The 23594-nt window shown below is 72.3% G+C and carries 24 protein-coding genes and 1 pseudogene; 3 read left to right on the forward strand and 22 right to left on the reverse strand.

Translation table 11 applies throughout. The annotated features are described in order from the left end of the window. Nucleotides 1-14 precede the first annotated feature (14 nt). From fusA to BDZ31_RS20940, 3 genes are all read right to left on the reverse strand, one after another. A complete protein-coding gene (fusA, locus tag BDZ31_RS20930; RefSeq protein ID WP_183344791.1) occupies nucleotides 15-2087 on the reverse strand; it encodes an elongation factor G in 2073 nt (690 codons plus the stop codon). A 120-nt stretch (nucleotides 2088-2207) separates the two neighbouring features. After that, nucleotides 2208-3026, reverse strand: coding sequence for an RNA polymerase sigma factor WhiG (gene whiG, locus BDZ31_RS20935; RefSeq protein ID WP_343075667.1), 819 nt, complete (start codon nucleotides 3024-3026; stop codon nucleotides 2208-2210). Next, complete coding sequence (locus BDZ31_RS20940) at nucleotides 3013-3915, reverse strand: tyrosine recombinase (RefSeq protein WP_343075654.1); 903 nt, start codon at nucleotides 3913-3915, stop codon at nucleotides 3013-3015. The genes whiG and BDZ31_RS20940 overlap by 14 nt, the downstream gene beginning before the upstream one ends. A 22-nt stretch (nucleotides 3916-3937) precedes the next feature. Between BDZ31_RS20940 and BDZ31_RS20945 the strand changes: the two genes are divergently transcribed. Continuing rightward, a complete protein-coding gene (locus BDZ31_RS20945) occupies nucleotides 3938-4240 on the forward strand; it encodes a hypothetical protein (protein WP_183344794.1) in 303 nt (100 codons plus the stop codon). On the opposite strand, the gene BDZ31_RS20950 is transcribed toward BDZ31_RS20945, so the two are convergent. Further along, a complete protein-coding gene (locus BDZ31_RS20950) occupies nucleotides 4228-5265 on the reverse strand; it encodes a L,D-transpeptidase family protein (RefSeq protein WP_183344797.1) in 1038 nt (345 codons plus the stop codon). The two genes, BDZ31_RS20945 and BDZ31_RS20950, sit on opposite strands and share 13 nt — an antisense overlap. Nucleotides 5266-5393: 128 nt before the next feature. After that, nucleotides 5394-5966, reverse strand: a complete 573-nt coding sequence (locus BDZ31_RS20955; protein WP_183344799.1) for a 5' nucleotidase, NT5C type — start codon at nucleotides 5964-5966, stop codon at nucleotides 5394-5396. 96 nt (nucleotides 5967-6062) lie between these two features. Here BDZ31_RS20955 and BDZ31_RS20960 point away from each other — a divergent pair, with 96 nt between their 5' ends. Next, complete coding sequence (locus BDZ31_RS20960) at nucleotides 6063-6899, forward strand: alpha/beta fold hydrolase (RefSeq protein ID WP_183344801.1); 837 nt, start codon at nucleotides 6063-6065, stop codon at nucleotides 6897-6899. Between the two features lie 146 nt (nucleotides 6900-7045). On the opposite strand, the gene ilvD is transcribed toward BDZ31_RS20960, so the two are convergent. The 6 genes from ilvD to BDZ31_RS20990 all read right to left on the reverse strand — a co-directional run bounded on the left by ilvD (nucleotide 7046) and on the right by BDZ31_RS20990 (nucleotide 13456). Then, nucleotides 7046-8734: a dihydroxy-acid dehydratase gene (gene ilvD, locus BDZ31_RS20965; protein ID WP_343075655.1), complete on the reverse strand. Its 1689-nt coding sequence runs from the start codon at nucleotides 8732-8734 to the stop codon at nucleotides 7046-7048. Then, nucleotides 8731-9531: a hypothetical protein gene (locus BDZ31_RS20970; protein WP_183344805.1), complete on the reverse strand. Its 801-nt coding sequence runs from the start codon at nucleotides 9529-9531 to the stop codon at nucleotides 8731-8733. The genes ilvD and BDZ31_RS20970 overlap by 4 nt, the downstream gene beginning before the upstream one ends. A gap of 11 nt (nucleotides 9532-9542) precedes the next feature. Next, a complete protein-coding gene (locus tag BDZ31_RS20975) occupies nucleotides 9543-9779 on the reverse strand; it encodes a hypothetical protein (RefSeq protein WP_183344807.1) in 237 nt (78 codons plus the stop codon). A gap of 206 nt (nucleotides 9780-9985) precedes the next feature. Then, the gene (gene thiD / locus BDZ31_RS20980) at nucleotides 9986-10801 is read right to left on the reverse strand and encodes a bifunctional hydroxymethylpyrimidine kinase/phosphomethylpyrimidine kinase (RefSeq protein ID WP_343075656.1); all 816 of its coding nucleotides are present in this window, start codon (nucleotides 10799-10801) and stop codon (nucleotides 9986-9988) included. A gap of 10 nt (nucleotides 10802-10811) precedes the next feature. After that, nucleotides 10812-11933, reverse strand: a complete 1122-nt coding sequence (gene dprA / locus BDZ31_RS20985) for a DNA-processing protein DprA (protein ID WP_183344811.1) — start codon at nucleotides 11931-11933, stop codon at nucleotides 10812-10814. Then, the gene (locus BDZ31_RS20990) at nucleotides 11930-13456 is read right to left on the reverse strand and encodes a YifB family Mg chelatase-like AAA ATPase (RefSeq protein ID WP_183344813.1); all 1527 of its coding nucleotides are present in this window, start codon (nucleotides 13454-13456) and stop codon (nucleotides 11930-11932) included. The genes dprA and BDZ31_RS20990 overlap by 4 nt, the downstream gene beginning before the upstream one ends. Before the next feature lie 145 nt (nucleotides 13457-13601). Between BDZ31_RS20990 and BDZ31_RS20995 the strand changes: the two genes are divergently transcribed. After that, entirely contained in the window at nucleotides 13602-13970 is a 369-nt protein-coding gene (locus tag BDZ31_RS20995) for a YraN family protein (RefSeq protein WP_183344815.1), read from the forward strand. A 1-nt stretch (nucleotide 13971) separates the two neighbouring features. On the opposite strand, the gene BDZ31_RS21000 is transcribed toward BDZ31_RS20995, so the two are convergent. The 11 genes and pseudogenes from BDZ31_RS21000 to BDZ31_RS21050 all read right to left on the reverse strand — a co-directional run bounded on the left by BDZ31_RS21000 (nucleotide 13972) and on the right by BDZ31_RS21050 (nucleotide 23582). Further along, on the reverse strand, nucleotides 13972-14646 hold the full coding sequence (locus BDZ31_RS21000; protein WP_183344817.1) for a ribonuclease HII: 675 nt from the start codon (nucleotides 14644-14646) through the stop codon (nucleotides 13972-13974). A gap of 63 nt (nucleotides 14647-14709) precedes the next feature. Further along, nucleotides 14710-15342: a signal peptidase I gene (gene lepB / locus BDZ31_RS21005; RefSeq protein ID WP_183344819.1), complete on the reverse strand. Its 633-nt coding sequence runs from the start codon at nucleotides 15340-15342 to the stop codon at nucleotides 14710-14712. A gap of 261 nt (nucleotides 15343-15603) precedes the next feature. Next, nucleotides 15604-15945, reverse strand: a pseudogene (rplS, locus tag BDZ31_RS25180) (50S ribosomal protein L19); the annotation flags it as partial. Between the two features lie 81 nt (nucleotides 15946-16026). Continuing rightward, the gene (gene trmD, locus BDZ31_RS21015) at nucleotides 16027-16755 is read right to left on the reverse strand and encodes a tRNA (guanosine(37)-N1)-methyltransferase TrmD (RefSeq protein ID WP_246345692.1); all 729 of its coding nucleotides are present in this window, start codon (nucleotides 16753-16755) and stop codon (nucleotides 16027-16029) included. Beyond that, the gene (gene rimM / locus BDZ31_RS21020; RefSeq protein WP_183344821.1) at nucleotides 16755-17420 is read right to left on the reverse strand and encodes a ribosome maturation factor RimM; all 666 of its coding nucleotides are present in this window, start codon (nucleotides 17418-17420) and stop codon (nucleotides 16755-16757) included. Before rimM ends, trmD begins: the two co-directional genes overlap by 1 nt. A gap of 3 nt (nucleotides 17421-17423) precedes the next feature. Further along, nucleotides 17424-17657 (reverse strand): KH domain-containing protein, encoded by a 234-nt coding sequence (locus BDZ31_RS21025; protein ID WP_183344823.1) that lies wholly within the window; start codon nucleotides 17655-17657, stop codon nucleotides 17424-17426. 29 nt (nucleotides 17658-17686) lie between these two features. Further along, on the reverse strand, nucleotides 17687-17932 hold the full coding sequence (gene rpsP, locus BDZ31_RS21030; protein WP_183344825.1) for a 30S ribosomal protein S16: 246 nt from the start codon (nucleotides 17930-17932) through the stop codon (nucleotides 17687-17689). A gap of 70 nt (nucleotides 17933-18002) precedes the next feature. Continuing rightward, entirely contained in the window at nucleotides 18003-19337 is a 1335-nt protein-coding gene (ffh, locus tag BDZ31_RS21035) for a signal recognition particle protein (protein ID WP_183344827.1), read from the reverse strand. An 88-nt stretch (nucleotides 19338-19425) separates the two neighbouring features. Further along, nucleotides 19426-20409, reverse strand: coding sequence for an SPFH domain-containing protein (locus BDZ31_RS21040; RefSeq protein WP_183344829.1), 984 nt, complete (start codon nucleotides 20407-20409; stop codon nucleotides 19426-19428). A 52-nt stretch (nucleotides 20410-20461) separates the two neighbouring features. Continuing rightward, nucleotides 20462-20893, reverse strand: a complete 432-nt coding sequence (locus tag BDZ31_RS21045) for an NfeD family protein (protein WP_183344830.1) — start codon at nucleotides 20891-20893, stop codon at nucleotides 20462-20464. Nucleotides 20894-20981: 88 nt separating this feature from the next. Continuing rightward, nucleotides 20982-23582, reverse strand: a complete 2601-nt coding sequence (locus BDZ31_RS21050; RefSeq protein ID WP_183344831.1) for an MMPL family transporter — start codon at nucleotides 23580-23582, stop codon at nucleotides 20982-20984. Nucleotides 23583-23594 lie beyond the last annotated feature (12 nt).

The following is a 23594-nucleotide window of genomic DNA, read 5'->3' on the forward strand; positions in this document are numbered from 1 at the left end:
AACCAGGAGCGGTGCTATCCGTGGACCGCGGCGGCCTCCTCGCGCGCCTGCTCGACCACTCTCCCGGCCAGGTGGGGCGGCAGCTCCTCGTAGCGCAGGAACTCCATCGAGAACTCGCCCTGACCGCCGGTGATCGCACGCAGATCTGGCGCGTAGGAGAGCATCTCCGCCATCGGCACCTCGGCGCGGACCTCGGTCATCCCGCCGGCCGGCTCCATCCCCAGCGGTCGCCCGCGGCGGCTGTTGAGGTCGCCGATCACGTCGCCGACGGAGTCCTCCGGGACGGTCACGGTCACCTGCATCACCGGCTCGAGCAGGACCGGACGCGCCTGTTCCAGCGCCTCTCTCATCGCAAGCGAGCCCGCGACCTTGAACGCCATCTCGGAGGAGTCGACCGAGTGGTACGCGCCGTCGACCAGCCGCACCCGCACGTCCTTGACCGGATAGCCGGCGACGGCACCGTGCTCCATCGCCTCGACGACCCCTCTCTCGACCGCCGGGATGAAGCCGCCGGGGATCGCGCCGCCTCTGATCTGGTTGACGAACTCGAACCCCTCGCCGGGCGCGAGCGGCTCGACCTCGATCCGGCAGTCGCCGAACTGGCCGCGACCGCCGCTTTGCTTCTTGTGGCGGCCATGGGCCTTCGCGCCGGCGCGGATCGTCTCGCGGTAGGGGACGCGCGGCGGCTTCAACGTGACCTCGGCGCCGAACCGCTCGCGCAGCCGCGCGATCACGACCTCGACATGGATCTGCGACAACCCCGCGACGATCTGCTCCCCGGTCTGCTCGTCGCGGTGGAGGTCGATCGTCGGGTCCTCCTCCTGCAGCCGTCTCAGCGCCGTGAACACCTTCTCCTCGTCGCCCTTCGTCTTCGGCTCGATCGAGAACGCCATCACCGGCGCCGGCAGCGGGATCGCCGGCATCGAGATCGGCTCGTCGCGGGCCGCCAGCCAGTCCCCCGCGCGCGTCTCCTTCAGCTTCGCGACGGCGCCGACGTCGCCGGGGCCGAACGCGTCGGCGTGGACCGTCTCGCGCCCGTTGAACGTCAGCAGCTGGCCGATCCGCTCCTTCGCGTGGGCGCGCGTGTTGAGCACGTGGCTGTCGTGTTCGATCACGCCCTGGTAGACGCGGAAGAGGTTGATGCGGCCGGCGAACGGGTCGGCGCGCGTCTTGAAGACGTAGGCGTAGAGGTCGGCCTCCTCGTCGGGCTCCAGCGTCATGCCCGCGACCTCGAGGCCGCCGTGCTTGACCGGCGACGGCAGGTCCTCGACGATCGCGTCGAGCAGGCGATTGGTCGCCAGGTTGCGGGTCGCGACGCCGCAGGTGACGGGGAACAGCGCGCCGTGGTTGGTGCCCTCCTTGAGCGCGTCGACGATCTCCTGGTGGGAGATCTCGTCGCCCTCGAGGTAGCGCTCCATCAGCGCGTCTGAGTTCTCGGAGACCTCGTCCATCAATCTCTCGCGGTAGGCCTGCGCCTCGTCGGCGAGCTCGGCGGGGATCGGGATCTCGCGGCAGTTGTCGCGGCCGTCGCCGTCGTAGGCGTACGCCTTCATGTCGACCAGGTCGATCACGCCGCTGACCTCGTGCTCGCGGCCGATCGGGATCTCGGTCGCGACGACGTGCGGCCCGAAGGCGGCCTTGAGCGCGTCGAGCGTGCGGGCGAAGTCGGCCCGCTCGCGGTCGAGCATGTTGACGAACAGCAGCCGCGCGAGGTCGAGCTCGGCGGCCCGCTGCCACAGCCGCGTCGTCGAGACCTCGACGCCCATCACGGCGTTGACGACGAAGATCGCCGACTCGCAGACGCGCAGGGAGCCGAGCGCGTCCGCCACGAAGCTCGGCTCGCCGGGGGTGTCGATCAGGTTGACCTTGCGGTCCTGCCACTCGAAGCTGGCGAGCGCGGCCGAGATCGACATCTGCCGCGCCTTCTCGTCCGGGTCGGCGTCGGAGAACGTCGTCCCCTCGGTGACCTGGCCGAGCCGGTTGACGGCGCCGGCGGTGAAGAGCAGAGCCTCGTGCAGCGAGGTCTTCCCGCTGCCGCGGTGTCCGACGAGGGCGACGTTCCGGATCCTGCCGGCGGACTTGTGCATGCCCGATCTCCTCTGCTCGTGGAGATCGGACCCTACCTGCGGCCTCCAGCCCCCGCCAGGGGGCTGGTTCGCACGGTGTCACGGCATGTTTCAGACGCGCCGGCGGCGCGCCGGGGCGGCCTACAGGCCGGCCTGGGCGTCCTCGCTCTGGAGCCTCGAGCGCAGCCGCAGCACGGCCTTCGTGTGCAGCTGCGAGATCCGCGACTCCGTCACCCCGAGCACCTCGCCGATCTCGCGCAGCGTCAGGTTCTCGTAGTAGTAGAGGGCGATCACGAGCTTCTCGCGCTCGGGCAGGCGGGCGATCGCGTCGGCGACGCGATCCTTCAGCTCGCTGGCGTCGACGATCTTCTCCGGATCCGGGGCGTCCGGGTCCTGGAGCGTGTCGAGCAGCGATATCTGGTCGCCGCTGGCATCCGAGACGGTCCACAGCTCGTCGAGCGCGGCGATCGTCGAGTTCGAGATCTGGATCAGCGCGTCCTGGAACTCGTCCATCGACATGTCGAGCTCGTGCGCCATCTCCTCGTCGGTCGGCGCGCGCTGGAGTCTGTGCTCCAGCTTCGCGTTCGCCCGCTCGATCTCCCGCGCCCGCGCCCGCACCGAGCGGGGCACCCAGTCGAGCGAGCGCAGCTCGTCGATGATCGCCCCGCGGATGCGCGGGATCGCGTACGTCTCGAACTTGATCTCGCGCCCCAGGTCGAAGCGCTCGATCGCGGAGATCAGGCCGATCAGGCCGTATGAGATGAGATCGGCCTCTTCGACGTGCGCCGGCAGTCCCGAGGCCATCCGCCCCGCGACGTACTTCACCAGCGGTGAATAGGCCACGACCAGTCGCTCGCGCGCACGTCCATCACCGCTCGCCTTGTAGCGGCGCCAGAGATCCTTGAGCTCGATCGCTTTGACGTTCGTTTCCAGCGCCGCCCCCTCGCTATGCCCGAGGATGGCTCTTGGCGTATGCCGACCTCAGCCTCGCGGACTCTACCCGAGTGTAGACCTGCGTCGTAGAGATGCTTGCATGGCCGAGCAATTCTTGGATGGACCGGAGATCCGCTCCATTTTCCAGCAAATGCGTCGCGAAGGAGTGTCGCAGAGCATGCGGGGAGACCGCGCCGACGGTCGAGACGCTCGCGGCCTGACGTGCCCAGACGCGCAGCCGTCGGCGCACGTCGGAGGTCGACAGCCGCCGCCCGGACTTCGACAGGAACAGCGCGCGGTCGCTGTCGACGGTCGCCAGCGCCCCTCGCGCCTTCTCCAGGTAGCGCGCGATCGCCGCCATCGCCGGCTCCCCGGTCGGCACGATCCGCGTCTTGGAGCCCTTGCCCTCCACGCGCACCAGCTCGCCGTCGAAGTCGACCGACTCGACGTCGAGCGTCACCAGCTCCTCGGCGCGCAGCCCGGAGGCGTAGGCCAGCTCGAACAGCGCCCGGTCGCGCAGCGACAGCGCCGTGTCGGCCGGGATGCGGTCGAGCAGCGCGGCGACCTCGGCCGGCTTGAGCACCTGCGGGAGCTTCTGCGCCTTGCGCGGCGCCGACAGCAGGTCGGCGGGGTTCTGCTGCAGCTCGCCGTGCTCGACGAGCGTGCGGAACAGCGACCGCAGCGACGCGAGCTTGCGCGCGACCGTCGTCGGCGCCTGTCTGGCCTCGGTCAGGCCGGCGGCATAGCGGCGCAGCGCGCGCGGCGTGACGCCGGCGGGCTCCAGCCCGTGGCGGTCGGCCCAGCGCACGAACTGGAGCGAGTCGACGGCGTAGGCGTGGCGCGTCTTCTCCGCCGCGCCGCGACGGCGCAGGTCCTGCTCCAGCAGCCCGAGCGCCCTGCGCCAGGGATCGCTCACCGGCGCGCTAGGCTGCGGAGCCATGGCGTTGTTCTTCATCGACACCGGCACCGGTCAGGTCGCCACTCGCAGACAGCTGGTCGAAGCCGGCCTCGCGACCGAGGCCGACGGGCCGGAGCGGCCGTGGTTCCGCATCCAGGGGACCGACGACGCGACGACCCTCTGGTATGCGGTGATGCGGAAGCGAACGCGGGGAATCTTCATCGGCGCTCTCGCTATTCGCCACAGCGACCATCATGCCTCTTTGCTGAATGAAGGTTGGGAGGAAGTCGTGGTCGAGGAGCTGCGCGAGGGGCCGTCCAGCGGCAGCGCTCAGGCGATGTAGATCGGCGCCCCGACCGGCGTCCTGTCGTACAGCTCGATCACGTCCGGGATGGCCATGCGCACGCAGCCGTGCGACGCCGCGGTGCCGAGCGAGTAGACGGCGTCGGTGCCGTGTATACCGGCGCCGTCGTATATCCCCATCCAGCGTGACTTGATCGGGTTCGACGGCCCGGGCGGGATCACCTGGCCGGCGAGGTCGCCGGCCCAGGCGCTGTTCGGCACGCTCCACGCCGGGTCGACGGCCTTGTTCTGGATCTCGTAGAGACCGGCCGGCGTGTCGAGCCCCACCTGGCCGATGGCGATCGAGTAGCTCTTCTCCAGTCTGAGGTTCTTCCACAGATGGAGCCTGAAGGCGGCGCGGTCGACGGTGATCACGGTCGGATACCGCTTCGCCAGCTGCGCGGTCGTGACCTTCGGCGCGACCCGTCTGACGCGGGCCGGGACGGTGCGGTCGCCGTCGACCGAGCGCAGCGCCCGGCCGACCGCGCGGCGCAGGCGCCGTCTCTGCAGCGTGATCCCGTCGTGGCCCTCGACCGCCCCCAGCGAGCTGCCGGCGAAGGCGACCGTCGCGTCCTTCGGCGACCGGTCGAGCCTCGCCGCGACGCGCGCGACGAAGCGGTCGACGGCGCGCCGGTCGAACGCGACCTCCGGCTGCACGTCGGCGTCGACCGTGCCGCCGGTCAGTCCGCGGCCCAGGCGCGTGAAGATCGTCCCCTCGCGGCTGCGCGCGAGCGCCTCCTCGACCATCGCGTCGTAGTCGACCTCGACGCCGGCTCTCCGCGGCGACAGCGGGAAGCGCCGGCGCTCGAAGGTGACGACGACCCGCTCGCGCAGCGGCGCTCTCAGCTCGGCGGCGAGCTTGGCGCGCGCCTCCTCCGCCTTCAGGCCGCCCAGCTCGACGCCGCCGACCTCGACGCCGTCGGCGATCGTGTCGCGCTGGCTGCGGTCGACGGCGTAGGCGCCGACCGCCCCGACCAGCAGGACGGCGGCCAGAATCCCCGCGACGATGGCTCGACGTGTGCGCACCCCGGTCTCTCCCGGCGAGCGATTCTACGGGTGCGCCAGGCGGAATCGCCGCGATGCACAGGTTCTCGTAGCGAAGCTGACGGCGAACCGCGCGACAGGCGCGTCGGCGTCGGCGTCGGTGTCAGCGCTCAGCCGCGCGGCGCGGCGGAGCCGTCTATGACCGGCGCGAGCAGCTTGCCCAGCTCCGCCCAGTCGGCGGCGGCGATCACGCCCTCCTCCTCGACCAGCTCGCGGTTCCACGGGTGGAGGATCGTCGCGGGCACGATGCCGGCCTCCTGCGCGCGGAGGATGTTGTCGGGGCTGTCGTCGATCAGCACGTCGATCGCGATCTCCGTGCAGCGGGAGATCTTGTCGAAGGAGCAGTAGAGCTCGTCGTAGGGCAGCCCGACCCGCTCGAGCCACTGCGCGGTCGGCTCGTGCGCCTCCTGCGCGCGGTGGCTGGTGATGTGGATGAAGTGGCCGGCCTCCTTCCACGCCGCGACCGTCTCGACGGCGCCCGCGTACGGGACGGCGTCGAGCACGTGCTCGGCGGCGTGGCTCTCGGCGGTGAGCGCGGCGACCTGCTCGGGACGCAGCCGGTCGATCTCGTAGGTGATCTGGTGCTCGTAGTCGAGCGTGACGCCGAAGCGCTTGCGCGCGAGCCGCGAGAACAGCTGCCAGTAGTCGTGGAGGGTGGAGTCGATGTCGATGGCGATGCGCATTGGTCGAGGTAGGGTAGACGGGCGATGAGGCGGGCGACGGCAGCCGCGGCGGGGCCGCGCGGGGAACGTGTGCGGGGCGTCGATCCGCCCGCGTGGATGGCCGTCGACTGGCGCGAGCACGCCCGCTGGCTCCGCGTCGACGATCGCTGGGTCAACGTCGTCGAGCTCGGCGCGGGGCCGCCGATCCTGTTCGTGCACGGGCTCTCCGGCTGCTGGCAGAACTGGCTCGGCCAGCTGCCCGTCCTCGCCGACCGCCATCGCGTGATCGCGGTCGACCTGCCGGGCTTTGGCGGCTCCGAGCTGCCGGCGCGCGAGATCACGATCGCCGGCTACGCTGCCTTTCTCGACCGCCTCTGCGACCTGCTCGGGGTCGACGAGCCGCTGACGGTCGTCGGCAACTCGATGGGCGGCTTCGTCGCCGCCGAGCTCGCGATCGCCGTTCCCGAACGGGTCGAGCGGCTCGTGCTCGTCTCGGCGGCCGGGATCTCCTCGGACCGCCTCAGACACCAGCCGGCGATGACGGTCGCGCGCGCGGTCGGGATCGTGACGGCGTGGGCGGCGTCGCGGCACGAAGCGCTCGCGCGCCGCCCGGGGCTGCGCCGCGTCGCGCTCAGCCTCGTCGCGCGCCACCCCGAGCGGCTGTCGGCGCCGCTCGCCTTCGAGCTGATGCGGGGGTCGGGCAAGGCCGGCTTCCTGCCGGGGCTGGCCGCGGTGATCGGCTACCCGCTGCGCGATCGCCTGGAGCGGATCGCCTGCCCGACGCTGATCGTCTGGGGCGAGGACGACCGCGTGGTCCCCGTCAGGGACGCGGGCCGCTTCGAGCGGCTGATCCCGAACGCCCGCGCCGTGGTCCTCCCCGACACCGGCCACGTCGCGATGATCGAGCGGCCCACGATCTTCAACGGCCTGCTGGAGAGCTTCCTGGCCGAGTGAGCGCAGGCGCGCGCGTTGGCGCTGGCCCCGGGCATGGCCGCGCCGCGGCTCTTCTCTCCGACCGCTTGACACGGCTCGGCACACGGGGCCGCCGGCGGCGCCGCGGCTCCTCGCCCGACCGCTTCTCGGCGGCCGGCCTGCGCCGCTCAGTGCGTGACGGCGCCCTTCGAGGCGCTGCCGACGAGCTTCGCGTACTTGCGGATCGCGACCTCGATCTCGCCGTCGCGGCGCGGCGGCGGCGCGTAGTCGCGCAGGCGCGCCGCGAGCTCGTCGTCGGCGAGGTCGACGTCGATCCGACGGGCGTCGACGTCGATCGTGATCGTGTCGCCGCTGCGCAGCGCCGCGATCGGCCCGCCGTGGACCGCCTCCGGCGCGACGTGCCCGGCCATGAATCCGTGGCTGGCGCCGGAGAAGCGGCCGTCGGTGATGAGCGCGACGCTCTCGCCGAGCCCCGCGCCGATGATCGCGGCGGTGACGGCGAGCATCTCGCGCATGCCGGGGCCGCCGGCCGGCCCCTCGTTGCGGATCACCACGATGTCGTCGGCGACGACCTCGCCGGCGAGCACCGCCCGCATCGCCGCCTCCTCGCCGTCGAAGACCTTCGCCGGCCCGACGTGGCGGCGGCGCTCGTGGCCGGCGAGCTTGATCACGCAGCCGTCGGGCGCCACGTTGCCTCTCATGATCGCGAAGCCGCCGGTCGGCTTCAGCGGCTGCTCCAGCGGCCGCACGACGCGTTGGCCGGGCGTCTCGCTCGCGGCGTCGGCGATCTCGCCGGCGGTCTGGCCGGTGACGGTGATCGCCGACTGGTCGAGGCGGCCGTGCTCCCGCAGCCGCTTGAAGACGAGCGGCACGCCGCCGGCGGCGTACAGGTCGACGGCGTTGTACCTGCCGCCGGGCTGGAGGTCGCACAGCAGCGGCGTCGCCTCGCTGATGCGGTCGAACTCGTCGATCTCCAGCGGGACGCCCATCTCGTCGGCGACCGCGAGCAGGTGGAGGATCGCGTTGGTCGAGCCGCCGCTCATCGCGACGGCGGCGATCGCGTTCTCCAGCGCCGGCTTCGTGATCACGTCACGCGGCCGCAGCCCGCGCCGCAGCACGTCCATCACCAGCCGCCCGCAGTCGCGCGCGACCTCCCGCTTCCTGCCGTCTTCGGCCGGCACCATCGACGAGCCGGCCGGCGAGATGCCGAGCACCTCGAAGGCCATCGCCATCGTGTTGGCGGTGAACTGGCCGGCGCAGGCGCCGGCGCCCGGCGAGGCCGCCTCCTCCAGCTCGCGCAGCTCGGCGTCCGTGATCCGTCCGACGGCGTGGGCGCCGACCGCCTCGAAGACGTCGAGGATCGTCACGTCGCGCTCTCTCCAGCGGCCGGGCCGGATCGACCCGCCGTAGAGCATCAGCGACGGGAGGTCGAGCCGCGCCAGCGCCATCACCGTGCCGGGGATCGTCTTGTCGCAGCCGCTGATGACGACGAGCGCGTCGAAGTGGTGTGCGCTCGCGACCAGCTCGATCGAGTCGGCGATCAGCTCGCGCGAGACGAGCGAGGCGCGCATGCCGGAGGTCCCCATCGTGATCCCGTCGGAGATCGCGATCGTGTTCAGCTCCATCGGCGTGCCCCCGGCGGCGCGGATCCCCTCCTTGACCGCGGCGGCGAGCACGCGGTTGTTGAAGTTGCACGGCATCGTCTCGATCCACGAGTGCGCGACGCCGACGATCGGCTTGGCGAGGTCGTCGGCGCCGTAGCCGATGCCGTGGAGGTAGGCGCGCGCGGCGGCGCGCTCCGGACCGTCGGTCAGCGCACGGCTGCGGTGCTTCAGGTCGACCGCGCCGTCGCTCACGAACGGACTCTGCTGTCCCCGGCGGCAGCGCCCGCGCGGGCGCGCTCGCGCTCCCATTGGCGCAGGCGCCAGAGGTCGCGCTTGACCTGGCGCGGGTCGATCTGCCGGCCGGGCAGGTGCATGTTGGCCGAGTCGAGCAGACGCTGCTCGTCACCGGTCAGCGCCATCCACTTCGCGAGCACGTCGTCGGAGTCGGGCAGGCGGGCGCTGCCGTACGGGCGCGTCTCGTCCGGGAACTCGACGCAGTGCTCGCTGAGCAGGCGGCCGGTCTGCGGCACGAACGCGAGGATCGGCTTGTGGGGGTAGATCAGGTAGGCATACGGCGCCTCCCCCGCTCCTCCGCCGACACCGCGCCGACGCAGCTCCCAGCGGCGGCCGCGGCTCCGCGCCGCCGGCTCGACGATCCCCTCCAACTCGTCCCACAGCGGATCGTGCTCGGCGGCGCCGGGCTCGTCGCAGGCGCTGTCGCCGTCCGCGCCCGCCCCGGTCTCACCGACCGCGCCCGCCGCCGCCGCGCCGGACGCACCGGCCGCGGGACGGCCGGCCTCGATGCTCCAGACGCGGATGAACCCGAGGTCGCGGTACATCTCCCACTCCTCGTCGTTGACGCACGACTTCAGCAGCAGGCGCGCCCGCGCCTCGGCCCGGCGGTCGCGCCCGGGGTCGAACTCGGCGGTGACGGGGAGGCGTCGCCGACGGGCGCGGAAGCGGCCGACCGCCTCGTCGATGCGCGGCAGCAGCATCTCGCCGAGCAGCGCGGCGATCACGATCCCGGTGGCGGCGAGCGCGAGGACCATCGGCCGGCCCCCTACTGCCCGCCCGCGGCGCGTGGGAAGAAGATGACGCGCTCGGCGTCGCGCGGGACCTCCTCGAAGCTGCGCGCCATCTGCGCCTCGCGGCGGCCGGAGCGATCGTCGACGACCGGCACGGCCGCCCACATCCCGCTGTCGAGCTGCCGCCTGAACTCGGCGATCAGCAGCTCTTCCTCCGCGCGCACGTCCACGTCCCCCTCGGCGATCAGCACCTCGCCGTGACCTGGTCTCATGCGAAGGAACCTCATGGCCGGATTATGCCACGGGGTTATGTCCCGCCAACCCCGCCGGGCGGTCGCCCCGCCTGCCGCACCCTGGGTACTCGTCTACCGCTCCCGGGCCGATCGTCTACCGCTCCCGGGCCGATCGCCTACGGCGCCGCTGGCCGCTCGCCTACCGCGCTGCTGGCCGATCGCCTACCGCGCCGCCGGCCGATCGCCTACCGCGCTGCTGGCCGCTCGGCCGCGCCTGCGCGGATGCCGAGCGCGTCGACCGGACCGGCCCCCTGGCCGATCTCGCGCAGCCCGTCCCGCACGGCACGGGCGGCCACCTCCTTCGCGGCGCGCGCGGCGTCGGCCGGATCGAGACCGAGCGCGAGATGGGCCGCGAGCGCCGACGAATGGGTGCAGCCGGAACCGTGCGCGGCGCCGTCGGGAAAGCGCTCCCCGGGGATCTCGGTCGTCGTCTCGCCGTCGAAGAGGACGTCGGTCGCCTGCTCGCGATGGCCGCCGGTGACGAGCACGTAGCGCGGGCCGAGCCGGTGGATCGCCCGCGCAAGCTCGGGCGCGTCGTCGTCGCTGCCGACGATCGTGCGCGCTTCCGGCACGTTCGGCGTCGTGACGGTCACACGGGGGAGCAGCAGCTCGACCAGCGCGGTCCGCGCGTCCGGGGCCAGCAGCGGCGCGCCGGACTCGGAGACCATCACGGGGTCGAGCACGACCGGCGTCCCGTCGTCGAGCTCGTCGAGCGCCGTCGCGACCGCCTCGATCGTCGCGACCGTGCCGAGCATCCCGATCTTCACCGCGTCGACGCCGATGTCGCGCGCGACCGCCCGCACCTGCGCGACGATCATCTCGGGCTCGATCGCCAGGACCGCGTCGACCCCGACGGTGTTCTGCGCCGTCAGCGCCGTGATGGCGGTCATGCCGTGGACGCCGCACGCAGCGAACGCCTTCAGGTCGGCCTGGATCCCTGCCCCGCCGCCGGAGTCCGAGCCGGCGATCGAGAGGACGGCCGGAATCGCTCTTTCAGTCACGGCCCTGAGCTTACGACAGACGTGCATAGCGCCCTCCCGCGGTCCGGCGGATCCGCCCGCGCAGCTCCAACTGGGAGAGCCCCGCGAGGACGGCGTCGAGCCCGCTGCCGCCCGCCACCAGCGCCCCGACCGTGTCCTGCCCGGCTCCGACCCGCTGCAGCAGCTCCCACAGGTCCGCCGGCAGGTCCTCGTGCCCGCTCTCCCGCCGCGCCGCCTCCGCCGCCTCCGCTCCCAGCAGCGCCTCCAGCACGTCCTCCGGTCCGCGCACCAGCCGTGCGCCGTCGGCGATCAGCGCGTTCGTGCCGGCCGCAAGCGGCGACGTCACCAGCCCGGGCACGGCCGCCACCTCGCGACCGAGGTCGAGCGCGAGCGCGGCCGTGATCAGCGAACCCGACCGCTCACCCGCCTCGACGACGACGGTCAGCCTCCCGAGCGCGGCGATGACGCGGTTGCGGGCCGGGAAGCCCCAGCGGTGGGCGCGTGCTCCCGGCGGCAGCTCCGAGACGACGGCGCCGCGTGCCGCGAGGTCGGCGTGCAGCTGTCGCTTGCTCGGCGGATACGGCCGTTCCGGGCCGCCGGCGAGCACCGCCAGCGTCGGACCGCCCGCATCGAGCGCTCCGGCGTGCGCCGCGGAGTCGACGCCGAGCGCCATCCCGCTGACGACCGAGATGCCCGCTGTCGCGATGCCGCGCGCCAGCCGGCGCGCCTGCGCCAGGCCGTACGGGGTGGCGCGCCGCGCCCCGACGACCGCGACGCATTCCCCGGCGACCATCCGCTCGAAGCGGGCCACGTCGCCGTAGACGTGCAGGACCGCCGGAGCGTCCGGGAGCTCGCGCAGCCGCTGCGGATAGCGGCCGTCGCACGAGCAGACCGGGATGACGGAGGTCGCCCGGCAGAAGCGAAGCGCGGCATCGGCGTCGAAGCGCTCGTACTCGTTCTCGACCCGCTCCCGCTGCGTCCCCGCCAGCGCCGCGACCAGCTCGTCGTCGGGCAGCGCCAGCACGGCCGGCAGCGGACGGCGCGCCAGCCACGCCCGCTCGATGTGGCCCCCCAGCCGGGCGATCAACCAGGCCCGACGCAGGCAGCCGCGGCAGGCGCCCGGTCCCGCTTCGCTCTCGTCCAGCACGTTCACGCCGCGATCTCCCCTTCCAGCTCGTCCTGGGTCCTGAACGAGATCGCCGCCATCACGTCGGCCACCTCGACGCGGTCGCGATCGTCGAGGTCGGCGATCGTCCGCGCGACGCGCAGGACCCGGTCGTGTCCGCGTGCGCTGAACGATTTCGCGTCGTATGCGTCGCCGAGCGCCCGGCGGGCCTCATCGGTCGGCAACACATGGGAGCGCACCAGCCGCGCGTCCAGCTGGCCGTTGCACCGCGCATCGGTCCCCGCCAGGCGGTGCTGCTGGCGCTCCCGTGCCGCCAGCACGCGCTCCCGCATCTCCGCCGTCGAGGTGCGCGCGGGGGCGCGCAGCTCCGCCGCGCTCGGCCGCGACACCGTCGTGCGGACGTCGAGCCGATCGAGCAGCGGACCGCTGAGGCGGCGGCGATGGCGCGCCAGCTCGCTCTCGCCGCAGGAGCAGTGCCGGTCGCTGCCGGCGAAGCCGCACGGGCAGGGATTCGTCGCCGCGACGAGCGTGAAGCGCGTCGGGAACAGGAGGGCGCGCTGGCCACGGACGACGGCGACCCTTCCATCCTCGATCGGCTGCCGGAGCGCTTCGAGGCTCGGACGCGAGAACTCCGACAGCTCGTCGAGGAACAGCACGCCGTTGTGCGCGAGGCTCGCCTCGCCCGGCATCGGCACCTGACCGCCGCCGACCAGCCCGGAGGCGGAGATCGTGTGGTGGGGCGCCCGGAACGGTCGCGACGCGACGAGACCGCCGCGGCGATGGATGCCCGCGACGCTGTGGATCCGCGTCACTTCGAACGCCTCGTCGCGGGAGAGCGGCGGGAGCAGCGCCGGCAGCCGCCGCGCGAGCATCGTCTTGCCCGAGCCGGGCGGCCCCTCCATCAGCAGGTTGTGCCCGCCGGCGGCCGCGACCTCGAGTGCGCGCAGCGGGAAGGCGTGCCCGCGGACGTCGGCGAGATCGGGGAGCGTCTCCGCGGCGACCTCGGGACCGGCGTCCGGGACGGGCGGCCGCGGCGGGTCCTCCCCGTCGAGCAGGCGGGCGGCGCCGCGCAGGCTGTCGACCGCCGCGACGGTGATGTCGTCGACGAGCGCCGCCTCGCCCGCACGCTCGCTCGCGACGATCAGGCCGGTGAGGCCGTGACGCCGCGCGCCCTCGGCTGCCGCGAGCAGCCCGCGGCACGGCCGCAGCTCGCCGCCGAGCGAGAGCTCGCCGAAGATCGCCCAGCGCTCGAGCGCCTCGGCTCTGCACTGTCCGCTGGCGGCGAGCAGGCCGATCGCGAGCGCGGCGTCGAAGCCGGGACCGAGCTTCGGGAGGCTCGCCGGCGCGAGATTGGCGGTGATGCGTCGCGCGGGGAACTCGAAGCCCGAGTTGAGGATCGCCGCGCGAACCCGCTCCCGTGCCTCGCGCACCGCCTTGCCGGCCATGCCGACGACGTGGAACGCCGGGAGGCCCGGGCGGATGTCGACCTCGACCCACACGGGCCACGGGTCGATGCCGTCGATGGCGAAGGTGGCGACTCGACTGAGCATGAGCGATCACGGTACGGGCCTCCGAGTTGCGTGTGGCGCGCGGTTCGCAACGATTCTCAGGCGTCGTCTCTCGGCGCAGAAATCCCTGCATATCTGCGCAATCTCGGGGTGCGCCGCCGCGGTCGCCGCGGCTAGCGTCCCGGCCATGTCTGATGACCCGCGCCACCAACTTGGACGGCTCGGCGAGCAGCTCGCCGCCGCGCATCTCGAACGCCGTGGCCTCGCACTGCTCGCTCGCAACTACCGGACCCGCTGGGGCGAGCTGGACATCGTCGCGGGCGACGAGCGGCGGCTCGTCTTCTGCGAGGTCAAGACCCGTCGCGTCGGCTCGTCGCAACCGCTGGAGGGTCTGCGGGAGAGCCAGCAGCGGCGCATCCGCAAGATGGCGCTCGCATGGCTCGCGGACCAGCCGAACCGGGGCTTCGCGCCCGAGCTGCGGTTCGACGCGATCGGCGTGACCTTCGACCCGACCGGCCGGCTGGTCGAGCTGGAGCACCTCGAGGGTGCCTTCTGAGTCAGAGCGTCAGCTGCTGGTAGGCCGCCGACTGGAACGACATCCGATGCAACGGCGTCACTCCCAGCCGTTCGATCGCCTCGCGATGCTCCCTCGTCGCGTAACCGACATGCGAAGCGAAGTCCCAGCCGGGATGGAGTGCGTCGGCGCGCATCATGTAGCGGTCGCGCGTGACCTTCGCGACCACCGAAGCCGCCGCGATCGCGGCGCTGCGGCCGTCGCCGCCGATGACCGCCTGCTGCGCGCAGCCGAGATCCCTGACGGGGAAGCCGTCGCTCAGGCAGATGCAGTCCTCCCGGGCGACGCGGGCGAGCGCGTCTCGCAGCGCGGCGAGGTTGGTGACGTGAAGCCCGCGGCGATCGATGCCGGGCGCGCAGCGCGAGACGACCGCGACGCGGGTCGCGACGCGGAAGATCACCGGATACAGCTCCTCGCGGCCCCTGGCGGTCTGCTGCTTGGAGTCGTTGAGGGCGCTGAGCGCGCGGAGGTCGGCGCGGCTCAGCCGTTCGTAGTCGAACAGCACCGCGGCCGCGACGAGCGGTCCCGCGAGACAGCCGCGCCCCGCCTCGTCGGCGCCGGCGACGAAGCGGGCGCCAAGCGCGCGGTCGAACGCGAACAGCCTCCGGCCCGGAGGGCGCTTGCGTCTTCTTCTCGTCGAACCGGCCGTTGCGCTCATGGTCGCGTCGCGCGTTCGCGTGACCGCCTCATCATCGCGCACGGCACGGCCGGACGCCTCGTCTCACAAGGTGCCGATGCGCTTCGGCGGCCAGTAGCTGGCGAAGGCTCCGCCGATCACCCAGTCGCGATCGATCGGCCCCCAGAAGCGGCTGTCGTCGGAGGCGCCGCGGTTGTCGCCCATCATGAAGTAGTGGTCTCTCGGCACCGTGATCTCGCCGAGATTGCACTCCGACCCCTCGCCGCAGGCGTTGATGAACGGCTCACTCTGCAGCTCGCCGTTGCGGATGACATGGCCGTCGCGTATCTCGATCCGGTCGCCGGGGCCGCCGACCACCCGCTTGATGAAGTTCTGGTCGGAGCGCTGCTGCGTCGGGCGGGTGCAGGGGATGCGGCTCCTCGGCCCGTCGTAGAACGGCCCCTGGCCGGGGACGCCGCATTTGTTCGCGTCGCTGTCTGCACCGGCCGGCGGGTGGAAGACGAGTATGTCCCCCACCTTCGGGTCGGAGAAGTTGTTGCCGATCCGGTTGACGAGCACGCGCTCGCCGATTACGAGCGTCGGCTCCATCGAGCCGCTCGGGATCTTGTACGGCTTGACGATGAACGCCTGGATCCCGAGCGCGAGACCAAGGGCGATGGCCACGATGAAGACCAGCTCCAGCAGAGAGCCGGAGGCGGACTTCGGCTTGACCCTCACCCTTGCGGCTCGATGTCTGCGCTACTTGGCGTCGTCGGCCTTCGGCTCTTCAGAGCCGGCAGCCGCGTCGCCCGCAGGCTCGGACGACGCCTCGGCCTCGGGAGCGGCCGCCGCGTCGGCGGTCTCCTCGGCCGGAGCCTCAGCGACCGGCTCATCGGCGGGCGCGCCGTCCTGCACGGCGGCCTCCGCCTGGTCCGGCGCGGCCTCCTCTTCGAGGCCGGTGTGCAGCAGCTCGCGCTCGATCGCCTCCTCGGGCCCGATCGAGCGGCGCTCGCGGACGCGAGCCCGCTTGCCGATGCGGCCGCGGAGGTAGTAGAGCTTCGCGCGACGGACGTCACCGCGGGCGGCGACCTCGATCTTCTCGATCTTGGGCGAGTGCACGGGGAACGTGCGCTCGACGCCGACGCCGAACGACTGCTTGCGGACGGTGAACGTCTCGCGGACGCCATGGCCCTGGCGCTTGATGACTATGCCCTCGAAGACCTGCGTACGACGCCGGGTGCCCTCGATGACCTGGAAGTGGACGCGCACACGGTCGCCCGCGTCGAACTGCGGCGCTCGGCGGAGCTGCTCGCGCTCAAGTTTTTCGATAACAGTGCTCATGGCAAGAGAAAAGCGCGGGGCCATCGGGGCCACGCGGCTCGGGAATGGTAGCGGACTGCCTGCCTGCGTGAGGCGAGACCCTCAATCCTCCGGTCGGTCGCCGGCCGCGGGGCGCTGCGCGGCGTCGCGCGACGCCGCGGCGCGGGCGCGCTCGCGGCTCTGCTCCAGGCGCCAGTCGTGGATCCGTCTGTGGTGGCCCGACAGCAGCACGTCCGGGATGCGCCAGCCGCGGTACTCGGCCGGGCGCGTGTAGTGCGGGTACTCCGGCGCGCCCTCCAACGCCGCGCTGAACGACTCCTCGTGCGCCGAGTCGACGTGGCCGAGCGCGCCGGGCAGCTTGCGCAGCACCGCGTCGGCGACCACCATCGCCGCGAGCTCGCCTCCAGCGAGGACGTAGCGGCCGATCGAGATCGCGTCGGAGGCGAAGTGCTCGACGATCCGCTCGTCGAAGCCCTCGTAGCGGCCGCACAGCAGCGTGACCTCGGGCTCGGCGGCAAGCTCGTCGACGAGCGGGTCGTCGAGCTGGCGGCCGCCCGGGGTCAGGACGATCACGCGCCGGCGCTCGCGCAGCTCGACGGGGTCGCAGCCGTAGCGCGCGCGCAGCGCCGCCTCGACGACGTCGACGCGCAGCACCATGCCGGCGCCGCCGCCGAACGGCGTGTCGTCGACCTGACCGCCGCTCAGCGGCGTCGTGTCGCGGTAGTTGACGCAGTCGAGCGTGTGGCCGAGCCGCTTCGCGTTCTCGACGTGGCGCTGGGTCCGGAACCAGTCGAACCACTGCGGGAAGAGCGTGAAGACGTCGAGCTGCATCAGGGGCCGGGGTCGTCGGCGGACGGGGCGGCGGGGTCGGCGGCCGGCGGAGCCGCGGGGTCGTCGGCGGACGGGGCGGCGGGGTCGGCGGCCGGCGGAGCCGTGGGGTCGTCGGCGGACGGCGCCGCCGGCTCCTCGCCGAGGAAGACGAGGTCGACGTCGATCTCGCGCGCTTCGACGTCGACCGACCGGACGGCGTCGCGGATCAGCGGCACGAGCAGGTCCTCGGCGCCCTCGCGGGCGACCTCGAGCACATCGCAGGAGGGCAGCGGGCGCAGCGAGCGGACGACGCCGACCTCGCGCTCGCCGTCGCGGACGCGGCAGCCCTCGAGCTCCTCGGGCCACCACTCGTCCTCCTCCAGCTCCGGGGCGTCGGCGCGAGCGACGAGCAGCTCTCTCCCCCGCAGCGACTCCGCCTGGGTGCGGCTCGTGCAGGAGGCGAGGCGGATGATCGGGCGGGAGTCGGTGCCGGCGCGGCGGACGATCTCGTCGTCGCGGCCGTCGACCCGCAGCACGCGGCCCTGCTCGAGCAGCGCGACGCGCGGCTGCGTCACGTGCACGGAGCCGTCGAGGCCATGGGGCCGGCCGATGCGGCCGGCGTGGAGCCACCGCTCCCCGTCGCTGTTCTCAGCGTCCGGCGAGCGGCGAGCCGGATCGGGGCTCATCGCTCAGTCGACGATGTCCACCAGGACGCGGCGGTTGTCCTTGACCGCCGCGGCCTTCACGACGAGGCGCAGCGCGTTGGCGGTGCGACCGCCGCGCCCGATCACCTTGCCGTAGTCGTCCTCGGCGACGGCAAGCTCGAGCACGAGCGTGCCGTCGTCCTCCTCGAACTCCTCCACCTCGACCTCGTCGGGGTGGTCGACGAGCTGACGGGCGAGGTATTCGAGCAGCTCTCTCATCGGATGCACGCGCCGCCGACCGGCGACGGTCAGGCGGAGATGCCCTGCGTCTTGAGGAGCTTCTTGACGGTCGTGCTCGGCTGGGCGCCCTTCGAGAGCCAGGCGCGGACCTTCTCCTCGTCGAGCACGATCGTCGACGGCTCGGTCTGCGCGTTGTAGTGGCCCAGCGTCTCGAGCACACGGCCGTCGCGCTTGGAGCGCTGATCTGTGGCGACGACACGCCAGATCGGATTCTTCTTGGCGCCCACGCGGGTCAGCCGGATGCGAACTGCCACAGTTCCCTTTCGAGAGATTTGAGGTGAGACCGACGAAGGAGGGTAGCGGATGCGCGCGGCGCGCGGGCGCTCAACGGCCCTGCCGCATCAGCGCGCCGATGTCCGGCATCTTGCCCGACTGCATCGACTTCATCAGTCTCTGCATCTGGCCGAACTGTCTGATCAGCGCCTTCACCGCCTGGACGTTCGTGCCCGACCCTCTGGCGATCCGGATGCGGCGCGAGCCCTTGATGATCTCCGGGTTGCGGCGCTCCTCCGGCGTCATCGAGGTGATGATCGCCTGGATCCGGTCGAACTCGCGCTCGTCGACTCTGAGGTTGCGCAGCTGGTGGCCGCCGAGGCCGGGGATCATCCCCAGCAGCGACTGCAGCGGGCCGAGTCTGCGGATCTGCCTGAGCTGCTCGAGGAAGTCGTCGAGCCCGAACTCCGATCTGCGGATCTTGCGCTCGAGCTCCTTCGCCTGCTGCTCGTCGAACTGCGACTCGGCCTTCTCGATCAGCGTCAGCACGTCGCCCATGCCAAGGATCCGCTGCGCCATCCGGTCCGGGTGGAAGCGCTCGAACTGGTCGAGCTTCTCGCCGGTGGAGGCGAACAGGATCGGCTTGCCGGTGACCGACTTGACCGACAGCGCCGCGCCGCCGCGGGCGTCGCCGTCGAGCTTGCTCATCACGACGCCGTCGAACTGGACGACCTCGGCGAACTGCTCGGCGACGTTGACGGCGTCCTGACCGGTCATCGCGTCGACGACGAGCAGGATGTCGGTCGGGCTCGTCGCGCGCTTGATCTCGGCGAGCTCCGTCATCAGGTTCTCGTCGACGTGGAGGCGGCCGGCGGTGTCGATGATGAGGACGTCCTTGCCCTCGCGGCTGGCGCGGTCGAGCGCCCACTTGGCGATCGCGACCGGGTCGGCGTCGGTCCCTCTCTCGTAGACGTCGGCGCCGGCCTGCCCGCCGACGGTCACGAGCTGGTCGACGGCGGCCGGGCGGTAGACGTCGCAGGCGGCGACGGCGACCGACGATCTGTGCTGCTCGCGCAGGTAGCGCGCCAGCTTGGCGGTCGCCGTCGTCTTGCCGGAGCCCTGCAGGCCGGCCATCAGGATCACGGTCGGCGGGCTGGAGGAGAACTTCAGCTCCTCGGACTCGCCGCCCATCAGCGCCGACAGCTCGTCGTTGACGATCTTGACGACCTGCTGGCCGGGGTTGAGCTGTCCGATCACGTCGCTGCCGAGCGCCCGCTCCTTGACCGCGTTCGTGAATCTCTTCACGACCTTGAAGTTGACGTCGGCCTCGAGCAGCGCGAGGCGGATCTCGCGCATCGCGGCGTTGACGTCGTCCTCGGTCAGGGTGCCGCGCCCGCGGACGTCGGCGAGCGTGGCCTGGAGCTTCTCGGCGAGTGAGTCGAACATGGACCTCAGAGCCTACCTGGACGGGCGATCCGGCCGGGCGGGAGCGCCGGCGCGGGCGACGAGGACGGGAGCGGAGCCGCCGCGGGGCTCAGGCGGCCGGCGGCTCGGTGCCTCTCGGCGGCTCCGGCAGGGCGCGCGGCTCGGCCGGCTCCTCCTGCTCGGGCTCGCCGCCGTGCGCGCCGGGGGCGGGCTGCTGCGCCCCGCCGATCGCGCCGCCGATCGCGTTGCCGATCCCGCCGAGCGCCTGCGTGAACTCCGACGGGATCACGAACACCTTGCTCGCCTGCCCCTCGGCCAGCCGCGGCAGCATCTGCAGGTACTGGTAGCTGAGCAGCCCGTGGTCGGGGCGGCCCTCGTGGATCGCGCCGAAGACCGTCTCGATCGCTCTCGCCTCGCCCTCCGCTCTGAGGATCGCGGCCTCGCGCTCGCCCTGCGCTCTCAGGACCGCCGCCTGCTGCTCGCCCTGGGCGGTGAGGATCTGCGACTGCTTGATGCCCTCGGCGTTGAGGATCGCGGCGCGACGGTCGCGCTCGGCGCGCATCTGCTTCTCCATCGCCTCCTGGATCGTGCCCGGCGGGTCGATCGACTTCAGCTCGACGCGGTTGACGCGGATCCCCCACTTGCCGGTCGCCTCGTCGAGCACGACGCGCAGCTGCGAGTTGATGTTGTCGCGGCTGGTGAGCGCGTCCTCCAGCGTCAGGCCGCCGATCACGTTGCGCAGCGTCGTCACCGTCAGCTGCTCGATCGCCTGCAGCGGGTTGGCGACCTCGTAGGTGACCGCCTTCGGGTCGGTGACGGTGAAGTAGAGGACCGTGTCGATCTGGACGACGAGGTTGTCCTCGGTGATGACCGGCTGGGGCGCGAAGGAGATCACCTGCTCGCGCAGGTCGACCAGCGGCTTCACCTTGTCGATGAACGGCACGATGATCGTCAGGCCGGGGTTGAGCGTGCGGCTGTAGCGGCCGAGCCGCTCGACGACGCCCGCGCGCGCCTGGGGGATGATGCGGATCGTCCGCGCCGCTACGAACAGCACGAACAGCGCGATGACGCCGAGGACGATGAGGCCGGCCATGTAGAGGTCTCCTAGCTCGTTTGGGTTCGAGCGTCCGGGTTCCCCGACGCGCTCACTCTGACACGAGCGCCGTCGCGCCCCTGATCTCGATCACCTGCACCGGGGTCCCGGCCTCTATGACGTCGTCGTCGTCGTAGGCGCGCGCCGTCCAGACCTCGCCGTCGATGCGCACGCAGCCGACCGCCTCGTCGTTGGAGATCCGCTCGATCACCATCGCGCGGCGCCCGACGAGCGCGGCGGCCCCGGTCCGGATCTGCGCCGGCGTTCTGAGGTGCGCCCGCGCGATCGGGCGCACGAACAGCAGCAGCAGGACCGACACGAGGATGAAGACGGCGGCCGCCGCGACCGCTCCGCCGCCGAGCGCGGCGACGATCGCCGCGACGACCGCGCCGAGCGCGAACGGGCCGAGGAAGAAGCTCGTGCTGGCGATCTCTCCGACGCCGAACAGGCAGGCGACGATGATCCAGATGACCCAGGCGTCCATCAGGCCGCGAGCTTACCGCGAGCGCGGGCGACTGCGAAGCGGGCGGGGTCGGCTCGCTCCGGCGCGCCGCCGGGCTCGCCGGCCTCGGCTACGGCGCGGTCGCCGCGCCCTCGCCATGCGCAGGCGGCGGCACGGAGGCCGTCTCGACCAGCCGGTCGACCGCGGTCAGGTGCAGCACGCGGTCGACCTGCGTCCCGTCGTCGCGCACCACCACGACCCGTCGACGGGCGCGGCGCGCCCGCTGGTGCGCGCCGACCAGCTCGCCGATCGCGCTCGAGTCGAGGAACGTCGCCCGCCGCAGGTCGATCACCAGCGTGCTCGCGTCCCGCTCCGCGCCGGCGATCCGCTCGCGGAACTCGGGGGCCGTCGCGAGGTCGAGCTCGCCCGCGACCGCCAGCGACACGCGCCCGTCGCCGCGCGAGAGGTCGAACGACAGCCGTCTGCCCGGCGGGCCGTCGAGCGCAGCTCCGGCCGCCGCGGCGGCCAGCGCCGGCGCCCGCTCGGCGCGCGCGGTCTCCGGCGAGACGCGCGGCAGCCACTCCAGCCAGCTCGGCAGGTACCAGTTCCAGTCGCCGAGCAGCTTCATGCTCGCGGGCAGCAGCACCGCGCGCACGATCGTCGCGTCGATCAGCACCGCCAGCGACAGCCCGACGCCCATCATCTTGAAGTCGATCGAGCTGAGCGTCGCGAAGATCGCGAAGACGCCGACCATCACCGCCGCCGCGCAGGTGACGACGCCCGCCGTCGCGCGGATGCCGTGCGAGACCGCCTCCTCCGTGCTCATCCCGTGGTCGTAGCCTTCGCGCACGCGGCTGAGGATGAAGACGTGGTAGTCCATCGACAGCCCGAACAGGACGACGAACAGAAACAGTGGCAGCCACGAGGTGATCCCGCCGATCGAGGTGAAGCCGAACAGCGACTCGAGGTGCCCGTTCTGGAAGATCCACACGAGCACGCCGTACGCGGCCCCGACCGACAGCAGGTTGAGCACGATCGCCTTCGCCGGGATGACGATCGAGCGGAACGTGACCATCAGCAGCAGGAACGCGAGCGAGAGCACGAACACGAACACCCACGGCGCCCGCTCCTTCATCAGCTGGTTGAAGTCGTAGGACATCGCCGTCATGCCGGTGACCGGCGCCTCCGCGCCCGGCAGCTGGCCGAGCGTCGCGGGGATCAGCGAGTCGCGCAGCTGCAGCAGCGCGCGGTCGGAGGCGTCGTCGGTGCCGTTGCCGACCAGCGGGATGTCGATCGCGGCGACCGTTCCGTCCGAGCTCGGGGTGACGACGATCGGCTCGCGCATCAGCCCCGTCGCGACCGCGCGCTCGCTCAGCTCGGCGATCCGCGCTCTGACCACGGGCGCCGTCACGTCGGTCGTCTTCAACGCGACCGTCGCCGCGATCGGCTCGCCCGGGAAGGCCGCCTGGATGCGGTCGTAGGTCTGCATCACCGACAGGTCGCGCGGCAGCCCCTGCACGCCCGAGTTGACCGTGTGGAGGCTCAGCGTCGGCACCGCGAGCAGCAGCAGGAGGCCGGCGGCGAGCACGAGCGACAGCGCGGGGCGGCGCAGGACGCGGCCGACGATCGCGGCCCAGAAGCCCGCCTCGGTCCCCTGCCGGCGCAGTCTCGCCACGAACGGGACGCGCCCCTTGTCGATGCGGTCGCCGAGCAGCGACAGCAGCGCCGGCAGCACCGTCACCGATCCGACCATCGCGACGGCGACGACCAGGATCGTCCCGGTCGCGAAGCCCTGGAAGGTCGCGTTGCCGGTGATGTACATGCCGGCCATCGCGACCATCACGGTGCAGCCGGAGACGAGCACGGCGCGACCGGAGGTCGCCGCAGCGAGATCGAGCGCCGCCTCCTTCCCGCGACCGGCTCTCCGCTCGTCTCGCTCGCGGCGGATGTAGAAGAGCGAGTAGTCGACCCCGACCGCCAGGCCGATCAGCAGGATCACCGAGCTGATCGCCTCGTCGACCGGGAACAGCTGGCTGACCGGCGCCACCAGGCCGAGCGTGATCGCCACCGCCGAGAGACCGAGCAGCAGCGGGATCCCGGCCGCCACGAGCGCGCCGAAGGCGACGACGAGGATCGCCAGCGTGACCGGCAGCGACAGGAACTCGGCCTTGCGGAAGTCGTCCTCGAACGCCTGCGACAGCGCCTTGTCGGCGCTCGCGTCGCCGAACTCCTCGATCCGCAGCAAGGGATGGGCGTCGTCGACCGCGGCGACCGCGTCGAGGATCGGGCCGACGCGGTCCTCGGCGAGGTCCTCGTCGCCTCTGACGTCGAACTGGACCAGCGCCGAGCTGCCGTCTCTGGAGACCAGCTGGGCGTTGCCGGGCCGCAGCGGCGAGCGGACGTTGACGACCGACGGGAAGCGGTCGAGCCGAACGATCACGTCGCGGACGCCGGTTCTGAAGGCCGGGTCGGCGACCGTCAGCGCGCCGGTCGGCGACTGGACCAGGATCTCCTCGGCGGCGCGGTCCGCGAAGCCGGCGTCGGCGAGGATCTGGTCGGCCTGGCGCGACTGGCCGTTGCCGAGGTCCTCCTGAGCGAGGTGCTGGGTGCCGACGGCGCCGCCGACGAACAGGGAGACGAGCACGAGCGCCAGCCAACCAAGGATGGCGATCCGCCGATGGTCGGCGCTCCACCGTCCCGCACGCTGCGCCAGATTCGGGCGAGCAGCCATGACCTTCCTCCT

The sequence above is a fragment of the Conexibacter arvalis genome, from assembly GCF_014199525.1.
Lineage (GTDB): Bacteria > Actinomycetota > Thermoleophilia > Solirubrobacterales > Solirubrobacteraceae > Conexibacter > Conexibacter arvalis.